This is a genomic window from Epibacterium ulvae (assembly GCF_900102795.1).
In the GTDB taxonomy this organism is placed as follows: Bacteria; Pseudomonadota; Alphaproteobacteria; order Rhodobacterales; family Rhodobacteraceae; genus Epibacterium; species Epibacterium ulvae.
Window position 1 is genome coordinate 88,879 of record NZ_FMWG01000013.1, and the last position, 14,169, is coordinate 103,047.

The 14,169-nt window shown below is 54.0% G+C and carries 16 protein-coding genes; 12 read left to right on the plus strand and 4 right to left on the minus strand.

Annotated features, from left to right (window positions below; translation table 11 throughout):
* The first annotated feature begins 288 nt into the window (after nucleotides 1-288).
* The 7 genes from BLP79_RS19555 (at nucleotide 289) to BLP79_RS16780 (ending at nucleotide 5,629) form a co-directional block, all read left to right on the plus strand.
* Nucleotides 289-429 (plus strand): putative RiPP precursor, encoded by a 141-nt coding sequence (locus tag BLP79_RS19555; protein WP_139163230.1) that lies wholly within the window; start codon nucleotides 289-291, stop codon nucleotides 427-429.
* A 508-nt stretch (nucleotides 430-937) separates the two neighbouring features.
* Nucleotides 938-1,093: a hypothetical protein gene (locus BLP79_RS19745; protein WP_157843998.1), complete on the plus strand. Its 156-nt coding sequence runs from the start codon at nucleotides 938-940 to the stop codon at nucleotides 1,091-1,093.
* A 24-nt stretch (nucleotides 1,094-1,117) separates the two neighbouring features.
* The gene (rfbB, locus tag BLP79_RS16760) at nucleotides 1,118-2,170 is read left to right on the plus strand and encodes a dTDP-glucose 4,6-dehydratase (RefSeq protein WP_090220848.1); all 1,053 of its coding nucleotides are present in this window, start codon (nucleotides 1,118-1,120) and stop codon (nucleotides 2,168-2,170) included.
* A 16-nt stretch (nucleotides 2,171-2,186) separates the two neighbouring features.
* The gene (locus tag BLP79_RS16765) at nucleotides 2,187-2,657 is read left to right on the plus strand and encodes a metal-dependent hydrolase (protein WP_090220849.1); all 471 of its coding nucleotides are present in this window, start codon (nucleotides 2,187-2,189) and stop codon (nucleotides 2,655-2,657) included.
* A complete protein-coding gene (gene rfbD, locus BLP79_RS16770) occupies nucleotides 2,654-3,505 on the plus strand; it encodes a dTDP-4-dehydrorhamnose reductase (protein WP_090220850.1) in 852 nt (283 codons plus the stop codon). The genes BLP79_RS16765 and rfbD overlap by 4 nt, the downstream gene beginning before the upstream one ends.
* Entirely contained in the window at nucleotides 3,502-4,374 is an 873-nt protein-coding gene (rfbA, locus tag BLP79_RS16775; protein ID WP_090220851.1) for a glucose-1-phosphate thymidylyltransferase RfbA, read from the plus strand. Before rfbD ends, rfbA begins: the two co-directional genes overlap by 4 nt.
* A 7-nt stretch (nucleotides 4,375-4,381) precedes the next feature.
* Nucleotides 4,382-5,629: a glycosyltransferase family 4 protein gene (locus BLP79_RS16780; RefSeq protein ID WP_090220852.1), complete on the plus strand. Its 1,248-nt coding sequence runs from the start codon at nucleotides 4,382-4,384 to the stop codon at nucleotides 5,627-5,629.
* 62 nt (nucleotides 5,630-5,691) lie between these two features.
* Here the strand turns inward: BLP79_RS16780 and BLP79_RS16785 are convergent, their stop codons facing one another.
* Entirely contained in the window at nucleotides 5,692-6,477 is a 786-nt protein-coding gene (locus tag BLP79_RS16785) for a substrate-binding periplasmic protein (RefSeq protein WP_090220853.1), read from the minus strand.
* Between the two features lie 173 nt (nucleotides 6,478-6,650).
* Nucleotides 6,651-7,772 carry a polysaccharide biosynthesis/export family protein gene (locus BLP79_RS16790; RefSeq protein ID WP_090220854.1) on the minus strand — a complete coding sequence of 374 codons (1,122 nt, stop codon included), beginning with the start codon at nucleotides 7,770-7,772 and terminating at the stop codon, nucleotides 6,651-6,653.
* Between the two features lie 101 nt (nucleotides 7,773-7,873).
* Between BLP79_RS16790 and BLP79_RS16795 the strand changes: the two genes are divergently transcribed.
* From BLP79_RS16795 to BLP79_RS16805, 3 genes are all read left to right on the plus strand, one after another.
* Nucleotides 7,874-8,758, plus strand: coding sequence for an NAD-dependent epimerase/dehydratase family protein (locus BLP79_RS16795; RefSeq protein WP_090220855.1), 885 nt, complete (start codon nucleotides 7,874-7,876; stop codon nucleotides 8,756-8,758).
* Nucleotides 8,759-8,789: 31 nt separating this feature from the next.
* Complete coding sequence (locus tag BLP79_RS16800) at nucleotides 8,790-9,401, plus strand: sugar transferase (protein ID WP_090220856.1); 612 nt, start codon at nucleotides 8,790-8,792, stop codon at nucleotides 9,399-9,401.
* A 333-nt stretch (nucleotides 9,402-9,734) separates the two neighbouring features.
* Entirely contained in the window at nucleotides 9,735-10,421 is a 687-nt protein-coding gene (locus BLP79_RS16805; protein ID WP_090220857.1) for a sugar transferase, read from the plus strand.
* 152 nt (nucleotides 10,422-10,573) lie between these two features.
* Here the strand turns inward: BLP79_RS16805 and BLP79_RS16810 are convergent, their stop codons facing one another.
* Nucleotides 10,574-11,947 (minus strand): phosphomannomutase, encoded by a 1,374-nt coding sequence (locus tag BLP79_RS16810; RefSeq protein ID WP_090220858.1) that lies wholly within the window; start codon nucleotides 11,945-11,947, stop codon nucleotides 10,574-10,576.
* A gap of 129 nt (nucleotides 11,948-12,076) precedes the next feature.
* On the opposite strand from BLP79_RS16810, the gene BLP79_RS16815 reads away from it, so the two are divergent.
* Together BLP79_RS16815 and BLP79_RS16820 are read left to right on the plus strand one after the other, a co-directional pair.
* Entirely contained in the window at nucleotides 12,077-13,078 is a 1,002-nt protein-coding gene (locus BLP79_RS16815; RefSeq protein ID WP_090220859.1) for a KpsF/GutQ family sugar-phosphate isomerase, read from the plus strand.
* 27 nt (nucleotides 13,079-13,105) lie between these two features.
* Complete coding sequence (locus BLP79_RS16820) at nucleotides 13,106-13,900, plus strand: 3-deoxy-manno-octulosonate cytidylyltransferase (RefSeq protein ID WP_090220860.1); 795 nt, start codon at nucleotides 13,106-13,108, stop codon at nucleotides 13,898-13,900.
* A gap of 60 nt (nucleotides 13,901-13,960) precedes the next feature.
* Here BLP79_RS16820 and BLP79_RS19850 read toward each other — a convergent pair.
* Nucleotides 13,961-14,169 (minus strand): hypothetical protein (locus BLP79_RS19850; protein WP_211477634.1); only part of this gene is annotated, 209 nt, incomplete at its 5' end.

The window sequence follows — 14,169 nt, forward strand, 5'->3', positions numbered from 1 at the left end:
TCTGAGGAACAGGCCAGCTTACGAACAGGTTAGGGCCGCAGAGTGTTGCGCGATCAGACGTGTTCAAAACACAGCCTAGCCGCGGTCTGGGCATGACCATGAACCATAGCAATCAGGTGTCCGTTGAAAGCGAATGCTTAATAAAGCAGCGCATCGATGGTTTGTTCAGTTATCACGCCGATCAGAGCTTATTTACTGATCCAAAGATGCTCTTTTTAATTGCTTGCATTTGAGTAGATCGTTAACCGTAAAGTTACGAATTCATTGTGTCCGATATGAGGATTTGAAATGACTAAAACAACTTATGCGAAGCCAATATTACGCCAGCACGGTAAAATCGAAGCCGTGACCAAGGGGGGGACCAACGGTGGACAAACCGATGCGTTTTTCCCAGCCGGCACTCTCTTTGCCGACATCACCTTTTCCTGATAGGTGGCTGATCGTTTAATGAGTACCGGAGGGTGATGAACGGAATGATATCGTTCATGCCCTGCAAAACGATCCAAAAGAATAAAACTGGCTCAATACTTTCTAGTGCAGCTTGCCTCTAAAAAGCAGATTGCACTAGATATCACCTATGCCAAGCGGCATATTTTGCGCTGGGTCCAAGACCGCTTTGGTTGGCATTCGCACACGCATATGGACATGGTTGCGGCGTGGCGATGTCATTCCGGAGGATTTGCTGAAGGGTTCCTCAGGTCGGCGGCCGAATTGCACAGATCTTTTTCGATACATATGATCGGGTAAAGTAAGCGGAGCCGTTAAACTTTCCCAAAGTTCTTCTTGTGATAGATATCTTGTTCACGCAGGTCAGTATGACTGCCGTGAAAGAGAGTGAGGTGCAGTTGCGTTTGTTTGACATAGCCCACAAAGCGCAGATTCTTGTGCGTTCAACGGGCGGCTCATTGGTTGTATATCGGGAAGGCGGAAATCTTCCATGGATAAAGGGTATAACAACACAACAGATTCTACCCTTTTGCAGCAAGAAAAAGCCAAAACTGCGCAACGTGTCTTTGGGAATAGGCATATCAAAGGTGATCATGAAAACCCGTCGACACAGGTGTATCTTGTGGTAGAGGCTTTGGAAAAGTGATCTCGACTACAGGATGATGACGCCATGAAAATTCTTGTCACCGGCGGGGCCGGGTTTATTGGGTCTGCGGTGGTGCGTCAGGCAATCAAGGCGGGCCATCAGGTGATCAATCTGGATGCACTGACCTATGCGTCCTGTCTGGACAATCTGGCACCGGTGGCTGACAGCCCTAATTACACCTTTGTGCAGGCTGATATCCGCAACCGGGCGGCGCTGGATCAGGTCTTTGCCAGTCATGCCCCTGATGTGGTGATGCATCTGGCGGCGGAAAGCCATGTGGATCGCTCCATTGATGGGCCGGGTGATTTCATTGAGACCAATATTACCGGCACGTTCAATATGTTGGAGGCAGCACGTAAATACTGGGTTGAGGTGGGCAAGCCTGCAGGGTTTCGCTTCCATCATATTTCGACGGATGAGGTCTATGGCAGCCTGCCCAATGATCCTGAGGTGATGTTTACTGAAACCACCGCCTATGATCCGCGTTCGCCTTATTCGGCCAGTAAGGCCGCCAGCGACCATCTGGTGCGCGCCTGGGCGGAAACCTACGGTCTGCCAGTTCTGGTGACCAATTGTTCCAACAATTATGGTCCCTATCATTTCCCGGAAAAACTGATTCCGGTGGTGATCCTCAATGCGCTGGCGGGCAAGGACCTGCCGATCTACGGTGATGGGTCGAATGTGCGCGACTGGCTTTATGTGGAAGACCACGCGGATGCGCTTTTGCTGGTGGTGCAAAAGGGCGCGCTGGGGCGCACTTATAATATCGGCGGTGAGAATGAGCGGTCGAACCTTGATTTGGTGAAAACGCTCTGCGCTATTCTGGATGTCAAACGCCCGCGTACAGATGGCAAATCTTATGCGGACCAGATCACCTTTGTCACCGACCGTCCCGGCCATGATGCGCGCTATGCGATTGACCCCAGCCGTCTGCGCGATGAGCTGGGCTGGCGGCCAAGTGTAACTGTTGAGGAAGGTCTGGAAAAAACCGTCATCTGGTATCTTGAGAATGAAAACTGGTGGCGCGCCTTGCAAAACCGCCAGGGTGTTGGCGAACGTCTGGGTGTGAAGGCATGATCAAGAGAAATGCCAGATGCTGACTGCGCATTTACCATCAGGTTATGTTCTGGGTCGCTTGGGACCACAAATGCGCTACGGTATGGCAGCAGCTTTGATCGGAGCAGTCTTGCCGGATTTTGATATGATCTGGTTCTTGTTCGTGGACGAAGGACGTATCCATCATCATCGGTATTGGGTGCACATCCCGCTATTCTGGGCTTGTATTGCAGCTATTCTGTTACCGGTGATTGCGCTTTGGTGGCGTCACTGTCTTGGCGTTGCTTTGATATTCTTTACCGCCATTTTATTGCATCTCTTACTGGATACGGTCAGTGGTGGCATTTTATGGGCGGTGCCGTTTAATGATCATCTTTATCACTTCATAACGGTGCCTGCGACTCAGAGCAGTTGGGCGTGGTCTTTTATACTGCATTGGAGTTTTGTGGCTGAAATTACGATTTGGGGAGGCGCTTACGTGCTTTGGAGAAAAGCGAGACGGGCATGAGCATTCTTGTCTTTGGCAAAACCGGGCAGCTTGCACGGGAGCTTGCGCGCCATGAGGGGGTGATCTGTCTGGGGCGTGATCAGGCCGATCTGTCAGATCCTGCAGCCTGTGCAGCTTTCATTCAGGAACAGGCGCCAAAGGCTGTGATAAATGCGGCGGCTTACACCGCAGTTGATCAGGCCGAAGCGGAAGAGATGCTGGCAACGCGCATCAATGCTGAAGCGCCCGCTGCAATGGCCATAGCCTGCGCGGATCTGGACATTCCTTTTGTCACGCTGTCCACCGATTATGTGTTTGATGGCAGCGGCACAGATCCCTGGCAGCCCGATGATAAAACGGGGGCCATCAATGCCTATGGGCGCTCTAAAGCCAACGGAGAGGCGCTGGTGACAAAGGCTGGTGGGCGCAGTGTGATCCTGCGGGTCTCTTGGGTGGTGTCCTGTCACGGCAATAATTTTGTCAAAACCATGCTGCGCCTTGGCGCGGAGCGCGATGCGTTGAATATTGTTGACGATCAGATCGGCGCGCCTACACCTGCGCGTGATATTGCCGCAACCTGTATTGAGATTGTAGAGCAGTTGCGCAGCGATGCGGGCAAGGCCGGGACCTATCACTATGCCGGCGCGCCGGAGACCAGTTGGGCCTGTTTCGCGCGCGAAACATTCAGCCAAGCGAATATATCTTGCGCCATTACAGGCATTCCGACAACTGATTATCCAACCCCGGCACAGAGACCTTTGAATTCCAGATTGGACTGTTCGGCCCTCAAGGCTGTCTTTGGTCTTTCTCAACCTGATTGGCGTAAAGGGTTGCAAGAGATTTTACAGGATTTGGAGACCCTGACATGACGGAGCGCAAAGGTATCATTCTGGCAGGCGGCTCTGGCACGCGGCTTTATCCGATCACCACTGGGGTCTCAAAACAGCTGTTGCCAATCTATGATAAGCCGATGATCTATTATCCGATCAGCGTGCTGATGCTATCTGGTATTCGTGAGATCTGTGTCATCACCACGCCGCAAGATCAGGCGCAATTCCAGCGCACACTTGGGGATGGTAGCCAGTGGGGATTAGATTTCACCTATGTTGTGCAGTCCAGTCCTGATGGTCTGGCGCAGGCTTTCATTCTGGCTGAGACGTTTCTGGCGGGTGCGCCTTCGGCTTTGGTTCTGGGTGATAATATCTTCTTTGGTCATGGTTTGCCGGAACTGTTGGCAGCTGCGGATGCCACCAAAACCGGGGGCACGGTTTTTGGGTATCACGTGGCGGATCCTGAACGTTACGGTGTGGTTGATTTTGATGAACAGGGACGTGCGCGTGAGATTATTGAAAAACCTGAGGTGCCGCCGTCAAACTATGCTGTCACCGGACTTTATTTTCTGGACGGATCTGCACCAGAACGCGCGCGTGCGGTAAAACCCTCGCTCCGCGGTGAACTGGAGATTACGGATCTGTTGCAGACTTATCTGGATGAAGGCGCGCTGCGCGTAGAAACCATGGGGCGGGGCTATGCCTGGCTGGACACGGGCACCCACGCAAGCCTGCTGGACGCAGGCAATTTCGTGCGCACCCTGCAGGAACGCCAAGGGTTGCAAACTGGCTGTCTGGAAGAGATCGCTTATCAGCAGGGGTGGATTTCAGCAGAGGATCTTGCCAAACGGGCGGAGATGCTGAAGAAAAACGCGTATGGCAGCTATCTAAACAAACTTTTAGAGTAAGATATTCATGAAAATCCTTTTTGTGCATCAAAATATGCCCGGCCAATACCGTGAGATGCTGCAGTGGCTGGCAGAGCAGGGTGGACATGAACTGGTGTTTCTCACCCAGCGTGATCCGGCCCCCAAGATCAAGGGCGTGCGGACTGTACAATACCACCCGCACCATCGCCCGGCAAAAGACGCCTATGGCCTTTCCAAGGTTTGGGAAGAGGCGACAGGCTATGGCTTTGGTGCAGCACAGGCGGCAGCGAAACTTGCTAAGGGCGGGTTTAAACCTGATATCATTCTGGGCCACACCGGCTGGGGTGAATTGTTGTTCATGAAAGACGTGCTGCCTGATGTGCCAGTTCTGGGCTTTTTTGAATATTACTATCTGAACACAGGTGGTCCTGTGGGGTTTGACCCGGAAGATCCTCCCAGTGCCCATAGTCCGTTTTTGCTGCGCGCGCGCAATGCGGTGCCCAATGCCAATTATGAAGCCGTCGATCTGGGTGTGGTGCCAACACAGTGGCAACAAGACAGTTTTCCCGCGCATTTCCACGAGAAATTCTATTGCTGTCATGATGGTATTCGCACAGATCTTCTGACCCCGGATCCAGATGTTGAAATCAGCCTTGGCCGGCTAGAGAAACCTCTGACACGCCAGGATGAGATCGTGACCTTCATGGCACGCAATCTGGAACGCACCCGCGGGTTTCATGTCTTTATGCGGGCTTTGCCGCAGATCCAGGCAGCACGTCCAGAGGCGCGGGTGTTGATCATTGGCGGCAATGGAGCCTCATATGGCAAGGCCAGCACACATCCCGGGGGCTTGCGTGGTGAAATGGAAGAGGAACTGGGCGATCGGGTGGATTGGAGCCGGGTGCATTTCCTTGGCAAAGTACCTTATGATCAATATCAAAAGGTCATCCAGATCAGTCGCTGCCATATGTATCTGACCATGCCGTTTGTGCTCAGCTGGTCCTGCCTTGAAGCGATGTCGATGGGGGCCACAATGGTGGGTACGGATGTGGGCCCGGTGCGCGAAGCGATCCGTCATGGGGAAACCGGTCTGTTGGTCGATTTTTTCAACCCGGATGCTTTGGCGGATCAGGTGGTTGAGGTGTTGGCAAACCCCGAATCTTATGCCCATCTGGGCCCCAATGCGCGTGCCCATGTGGTTGAAAACTATGATTTCCTGACTCGCTGCCTGCCAGAACATATTGCCCGGATCAACAGTCTGGTTACCACAGGGGCCAAAATAAATCTACCTTAGGTTGTTTGTAAAAAGGGCGCTTTTTAAAGCGCCCTTTTGCCTTCTCTTGCAACCGCTAGGGATCAGCCACCTACAGCTGTTTGGATAATGGTGTCGATGGTGCCATCTTCACCCATTTCTGTCAGCGCCGCGTCCATCTTGGTGGTGAAGCTTTCCGCCATATCACCGCTCCAGGTGCCGCGGAACCCGATCATCGCAGGCTCTTCTGAGGTATCAAGCACCCGTTCAATGCCGGTAATGCCACCCGCATTGATCACGGCTTCAGCGGCCAGCTGTTCCTGCACGTAGCAATCAATGCGACCCCCGGCCAGTTTGCGCAGGTTTTGTTCAGTGGTTGGCGCATCCTGCAGGGAGATCAGGCCGCCTTCGACCATATCAAAGAAGGCTTTGCCGGGAGTGCCAAAGCCTGCGTTGTTGCCAAAGGTCAGGCCTTTGAAATCATCCGGGTAGGTCCAGTCGGCCTGTGCCACACCGGGGCGGCAGTAGACAGAGACGGTTTCACTAAAAGGTGCCGTCGAATAGGTGCCGATCCAGGGGCGGGAGTCTGGGCGGTAATAGGTGCCAACCAGACCATGCGCCTGACCGCTTTCCACCATATTCACGGCACGTGACCATGGCACCGCTTGCAGAGCAACCTCATAATCGCCCTCAATCCGGGTCAGGGCTTCGTTAATGACATCGGCCCAGATACCTGTTGCGGTGCGCCCTTCAGCGGACATATAGGGCGCATAAGCCGCATCCTGAACCAGAAGAATTGTTTCCGAAGCGGCTGCAGGCAGAACTGTCAGGGCTGTCAGGCCAAATGTGGCTGCTGCAGTGCGCAAGGCGCGGGAAAAACTACGGGACATGGAGGCTTCCTTTTCCAACCGTCGTAAAAGTGTGATGGCTGGAGCTAGAAGCCCAAAGTTTAACAAACTGCCAAAACCGTTACGTAAAGACAGCACAAAACGTATAAAATGCCTTTGTAAAAAGGAAAAATATCCCCTCAATACTGTCTGAAACAAGCACTGAGGGGTAGGCGTTAGTTGCCGATATTGCTGGCGGTGTTGAAGACACCGACAAAATTGCCAAAGACAGAGGAGACGGTAAGCACATCGTTGATCGGTGCTTCGGTGGCGATCACCAGATCTTCAGATTGGATTTCGAACTTACGGGCTGAAAACAACCCATCTGCTGAGGTCAGATCTAAAGAGAAGACCACCCGTTCCTTATCAGGGCCATGGGTGCCTTTTGTGAGGGCTGAAAGAGGATATTCACGCAGGATCAGAATGCCTTTGGGATCAGCCTGACGATCTGACAGCCCGCCAGCTACGGAAATTGCATCCATCGCAGACATCTGCTCTTTGGTGAAAATATGCTGGGCTTCGGTTCCAGTGGCGCCAAAGGACAGGAAATAACGTTCGTCTTCTTCAACAAACACCCGATCGCCGCCGCGCAGGCGGGTATCAAGGCCGGGATCATTCAGCAGGTTTTCAACCGAAGTGCCAAAGATCTTGCCGCTGCGCACCAGACGGATCTGTGGGTTGTCCAGGGTCAGGCCGATGCCGCCCCCTGCGGAAATCAGCCCCATCACAGTGTAATTCTGGTCTGGGATCGGATAGGTGCCGGGATTTTCCACACCAGACACCAGATCCACCGAATTATTGCGCCCCTCCACCATAGAGAGCTGCAATTGCGCAGAAGGCACAATCTCTTCCAGCGCCTGTTGTAGTTTTTCCCGCGCCAGATCCGGGGTGAGGCCACGCACGGAGACTTTGCCCACATAGGGCATGAAAATGGTGCCATCGCTTGAGACTTTGATGTCTTGAAGCTGCGCAACCTTTTGTTCCGGCGCAGTCAGGAGCGAGTTTTCACTGCTGTCCCAAACCTGCAGATTAATCAGGTCTCCAGGCTGGATATATTGTGATTTGGGCCCCTGACTATGAGCAATCCATGACAGTCGCTCCTGGGGGCCGGTGTCTGGCCATTTGGCAACCTCTGGCAAGAAGGTGCGGGTCACCGGGTAGAGTTCGAAATCGGCTTCGACATCGCTGGCCTCACGCAGGATTTCCCGGCTGGCAGGGGCACCACCGGGCAGACGGCTGCAGGCGGCAGGCAGCAGGATCACACCGGTGAGCACGGCAGCAGACAGGAGGCGAAGCATTGAGAATCCAGTCGAAACAGTCTTAAAATTTGGTAAATGCAAAATACCCTTCAGGGCGCATGCGTCAACCGGGCACGTATCACAATGAAAGGCGCGATGGAATGAACCTGCAAAAAGAACAGGGTTTGCGTGCAAAAGACGCCAAGACATTGGTTCTGGGCGCAAATGGACGGATTGGACAAGCGCTGCAGGTTTTTGCACCGCAGGGGATGTGCTGGCAGGCCCGCGGGCTTTGTACACAGGCACAGCAGGCCCCAGAAGATTGGCATATCTGTGCGCCACTGAAAGAGCGTGGGGCATTAAAACGTGCTGCCTTTGGTTGTGATCAAATCCTCTGTCTGGCGGGGGTTGTGCCGGGACGAGGAAAAGATGTGCAGGACAATAAAGCGCTTGCACTGGCAGCGGTTGAAGCAGCCGCAGAGGCGGGTTGCCGACGTGTGCTGCTCACCTCATCTGCTGCAGTCTATGGCGCGGCTTCTGGGCTTTTGTGCGAGGATCAAGCGCTGACGCCTTTGCACCCTTATGGGCAGGCTAAGGCAGAGATGGAGCAGGCCGCACAGGCGCGGGGGCAGGATCTGGGGGTTGAGGTCTGCAGCCTGCGCATTGGCAATGTGGCGGGATTTGATGCTATTTTGGGCGGCTGGAAGCCGGGGTTTTCACTGGATCATTTTGCAGATGGTCAAAGCCCGCAGCGCAGTTACATCGGGGTGAAAACTCTGGCTGTGACCCTGCAACAGATCCTTGCCTGTTCTGATCTGCCCACGGCACTGAACCTTGCGCAGCCGGGGGCCATGGCGATGGCAGATCTTTTGCGCGCGGCAGATCTGCCGTTTGAGAGCAAACCGGCTCCCCAAAGCGCTATTTTTGACGTGGCATTTGACCTGAGCACGCTCGAATGCTGCTTGGGGAGGGCTGTGCCGATGGCCGATGCAAAAACTCTGGTGGCAGAGTGGCGTCTCTTCTGCGACAAGAGCCAAATTCTCTGAACCGTCTTGATCTTTCAAAGGAGCGCGCCTGATGATCTGGAGCAAACGGCTGTTTGATCTGTTTTTTGCCCTCTTGCTGAGTGTCATTCTGGCACCCGTCCTGGTGGTGCTGTTGTTGTGGCTGTTGATCAAAGAGGGGCGGCCGGTGTTTTACGTGGCTGAACGGATGACCACGCCCAGCAAAAGCTTTAACCTCTGGAAGCTGCGCACCATGACAGTGGTGGAGCACGACAGCGGTGTGTCTGGCGGAGATAAGGCAGCGCGGATCACCAGAACAGGGGCGTTTTTGCGCAGCAAACGTCTGGATGAATTTCCGCAGCTGTGGAACATCCTAAAAGGCGATCTGTCCTTTGTCGGGCCCCGCCCGCCTTTACGCCAATATGTGGAAGCCTACCCTGAGATCTACAATGAGGTGCTGAAATCGCGTCCCGGCGTGACTGGACTGGCCTCGATTGTCTATCACAAACATGAAGCTGCCCTGCTGGCCCGTTGCGACAGCTCGGAAGAAACCGATGCGGTCTATTCGCGCATCTGTGTGCCCGCAAAGGCCCGGCTTGATCTGATTTATCAACGCAATCAAAGCATGTGGTATGATTTTGATCTGGTGTTTCAGACCATCGGCTATGTGTTTCGCCGAGGGTAAAATGACGGCCTGAGATAAGAGATGCGGTATCCAATCCGCGCAATCGAGCGTGAATGATTCCGCCCCGTATTGGAACAGGTCCCTATTGGGGCGATCCTTTTAATGGGATCTTATCCATGCCGACCGATAGGCGTTCCGTGTATCCTCGTTTAGAGGGGAGATTGGTTACATTAATGAGTAAAAATAGAGCACCCAGCAGGAAAAGATGCACAGTCCGGACGCGTTCAACCAAAAAGTGAGAAAATTTTATTAAAACCTTCCCAGGCGTCATTGCAGCTGCTAGACGGTTTCTGGAAATTGATAGCAACTGTTTTTTCTCATTAAGGTCTCATCATGCGCGTTTTTGCATCTTATCACCAACGTCAAAACAGCCCAGTCGTTTCGGATGACTTTTTTAGTTCGTCATTTTCCGTTTACAATTCATGGGGAAAGCGCGCGTTCGATATTGTTTTGGCACTTATTTTGCTGCCCCTGCTCGCGCCAATCATCTTTGGCCTCTGGCTGTATGTTCGCCGTGATGGTGGCAATGGGTTCTTTGGGCACAATCGTGTTGGCCATGACAACACCTCTTTTAAGTGCTGGAAGATTCGCAGTATGGTTGTAGACGCCGAAGAGCGTCTGGCCACATATCTGAAAGAAAACCCAGCTGCCGCAGAAGAATGGGAGCGGGATCACAAGTTGACAAATGATCCCCGTATCACGCGCTTTGGTCAATTCATTCGCAAGACAAGTCTGGATGAACTGCCACAGATCTGGAATGTTCTGAAAGGCGAGATGAGCTTTGTGGGCCCGCGTCCTGTGGTCACAAAAGAGCTGGAAAAATACGGTCACTCTCTGCCGGCCTATCTGGCGCAGAAACCGGGCATTACAGGATTGTGGCAGGTCTCTGGTCGCAATGATATCAGCTATGCAGAACGGGTACAGCTGGACGTGCAATATCTGGAGAAGCGCAGCTTCCGCACGGATGTCAAAATCATCCTGAAAACAGCCCTTGCTGTGGTCGCGCCGACAGGCCGCTAAACGACCCTAAAAACCTTGGACAACAAAACAGACGCCTTTTGCTGATGCGCAGAGGGCGTTTTTGTTTCTGTGGGGCGATCTTATGTTGGGGACTCCAATTTTAAAGCGTGTCCTCTCACATTAGAGAACACGCAGGGACTGGCGCACGGGAATTACGCTTGAAGCGCGCGCTGAAGATGGGCCAGACCCGATGTGAGCAATGCCTGGGCACGGGGTGCATCTGCGCCTTCAACATAAAGCCGCAGTTCGGGGGCATTCCCTGAGGGGCGCACATGCATAACACCACCTTCTGCGAGCGTCATCCTTACCCCATCTGTCAGATCGACAGAGGCTTCATTAACATGCAGCGCTTTCAGGAACGTTGCGCGCGCATTTTGATCCTGTGCGAGGGCTGCGACAAAGGGCTGTGAGGCCTCTTGGGGTATTTCTTGTAAGCGATCCGCCACAGTCACCACGGGGGGTTCTTGCGCGACACGCGCAGACAGGGGCGCATCCCCTGCGGCAATCAAGGCCATCACCAGCGGCAAGACGCAATCGCGGGTTTTCAGCGGGCTGAATGTACCAGTTGGACCTTGGGCCGCAAAGCCCAAGAGATAACCGCCATTTGCCTCATAGCCCACAACTTTGCCTGCGGCAGCTTCCATGCCTGCAATCACATAAGGAGAGCCGATCCGGGTCAGGGTTACAGCATCAAAGGCTTTATGTGCGACCCCTGAATTGGATGAAATCGGCGTGACCACGGTTTCAGCGCTCAAAGCCTCGGATGTGATCTGGCCCATGATATCACCGGGCACAATTTGCCCCTGTTCATCTGCCAACAGGGGCCGGTCGCTGTCCCCATCGGTTGAGACCAGCGCATCTAACGCGTGTTCAGCCACCCAGGATGTAATCTGTGCGCGCACCTCTGGGGCCACGGCTTCGGTATCCACCGGGATAAAGGTATCTGAACGGCCCAGCTCAATCACCTCTGCGCCAAGCTTGCCTAGAATGTCTGCCATCAGATCGCGCCCCACAGCGGAATGGCTGTAAAGCCCGATGCGCTTACCGCTCAGCGCTTCTGTGCCACAGGCCTCTATATAGCGTGCCACAAACGCAGCCCCCACTTGAGTGTCGTGATGCAGGGTGCCACTGCCTGCACAGGGGCTGCGGCCCAATGCGGATTTAATGGCCGCCTCATCTTCTTTGGTGATTTCACCAGAACGGGAATAGAATTTTAGCCCGTTGCGATCTGCTGGGATATGGCTGCCTGTGATCATAATGGCGGCTGCGCCCCGTGCCTGTGCCGCCAGCGCCAGCGCAGGGGTTGGCACCGCGCCACAGTCAATCAAATCAACACCTTCCCCAAGGGCGGCCTCTTGTACCGCTTTGGCAATCTCAGGGGATGAGGGGCGCAAATCCCAGCCCAGGCAGATCCCTGTGCCCATGTCGCAGGCGGCAATAAAAGCGCGCACGTGATCCGCTACAAGGTCCGCGGTTAACTCCACCACAAGTCCACGCAGACCGCTGGTTCCAAATTTGGGTGCCATTGTAAGATGTCCCTTAAAAGAATACTTTTGCTTTTGATTTGAGGAGACCTTATCCCTGCCCTGCCCCCTTGCATAGGCAAGAGCCCCCCCATAGGAAGACAAAACAGCACTGTCGGTTAAGGTTTGCCCATGTCACTTACGCCCACATCCGCCTCAGCCCCTGAAAGCGCTGACAGATCCTGCGCAGAGATTCTGGCCTCAGCGCAGCGGGTCCTGTCCGTTGAAGCGGCAGCCCTTGCCCAGATGGGAGAGGATCTGCCCGGCGATTTTGCACCTGTGATCAATCTGATCCTCAGCGCAAAAGGACGGGTGATTGTGTCTGGCATTGGTAAATCGGGCCATATCGGGCGCAAGATTGCCGCAACGTTTGCGTCCACCGGCACGCCATCTTATTTTGTTCATTGTGCAGAAGCCAGCCATGGCGATCTTGGCATGGTGACACCTGCCGATATCTGTCTGCTGATTTCCAATTCCGGCGAAACCACGGAATTGCAGGATATTCTGGCCCATACGCGGCGGTTTTCCATTCCCACCGTAGCGATTTCATCAAAGCCTGACAGCACCTTGATGCGGGCGGCTGATTACCGTCTGTGCCTGCCGCCTGCGCCAGAAGCCTGTTCCATTGGCATGGCGCCAACCACATCTACCACGCTGACGCTGGCGCTTGGGGATGCGCTGGCTGTGGCTTTGATGGAGCAGCGCGGCTTTCTGCCCGAAGATTTCCGTGTCTTTCACCCCGGTGGCAAGCTGGGGGCACAACTCGCTACCGTGGCGCAACTGATGCACAAGGGCGAAGATCTGCCATTGGTGAGCCGGGAGACGATGATGCCGGATTGCCTGCTCACAATGACCTCCAAAGGATTTGGCATTGCGGCGGTGGTCGAGCAAAACCAGCTGGTGGGGGTGATCTCGGATGGGGATTTACGGCGCAATATGGCGCAGCTGATGCGCACCACAGCTGGTGATATTGCCAGTGCCGATCCGGTGACCGTGGCACCCGACACATTAGCGGCAGAGGCGCTTGCGATTATGAATGCCCGCAAGATTTCGGTTCTGATGGTGGTGGATGCGGCCAAAGCGCCGGTTGGCATTGTTCATATTCATGATCTTTTGCGCGCAGGCGTGGCCTGATTTCAGGCTCTAACATAGGGTATTTCCATGAAAACCGTTATTTTGATCCCAGCGCGCTATGCGTCTACCCGCTATCCCGGCAAGCCCCTTGTTGAGCTGACTCAAAAGGATGGCACCAAGAAAAGTCTGATCCAGATGAGCTGGGAGGCTGCAAAAGCCGTCACAGGTGTTGATGCGGTGCATGTGGTCACCGATGATGATCGCATTAAAGCTGCCGCCGAAGCTTTTGGAGCTTCTGTCATCATGACACCTGAGACCTGTGAAAATGGCACCGCGCGTTGTGCGGCAGCCTTGGAGACGGGCGCGATCGAGGCAGATCTGATTGTAAATCTGCAAGGCGATGCTCCGCTGACACCGGCCTGGTTTGTCGAAGATCTGATCGCGGCCATGGCGCGCGATGCTGAGGCCCAGGTGGCGACACCTGTTTTGCAATGCGATCCGCTCACCTATGGGCATTTTATTGAAGACCGCAAAGCGGGTCGCGTGGGGGGCACCACAGCTGTGTTTAACACCAAGGGCCACGCGCTTTATTTCTCAAAAGAGGTGCTGCCTTATATTGACCCGGATAAAGTGCCTGAGGCCAATATCCCTGTCTATCACCACGTCGGCGTCTATGCCTATCGCCCCGACGCCTTGCGCGCCTATGGCACATGGGATGAATGTGATCTGGAGCGGCGCGAAGGGTTGGAGCAGCTGCGCTTTTTGTTCAACGATCTGCCGGTGGCTTGTGTTGAGGTCGAAGGCCGGGGCCGGGTGTTCTGGGAGCTGAACAATCCCGCAGACGTCGCCCGCATCGAAAGCGTTCTGGCAGGCACTTCATAAAACGAACGATTTGTGAACGTGTGTAAAACACTTAATAAATCTTAATGCCCCTTCGCAAGATCATTGCGTTTTGATATCAGATACAGATCTGATCAGACATTTGATTTTATACGTTGTGTTGTTTTGATATGTGTCGTCGCTCTGTTGCTTTTTCCATGCCACAGCTGATCTTTCTGGGCTTATTTTGTTGAAAAACTCGTCCTTGATTGAGTGCCCCTTAGCTGATTCAATTCCTTTATTGGTTGGAGGATTTGGCGATGATGGGACCG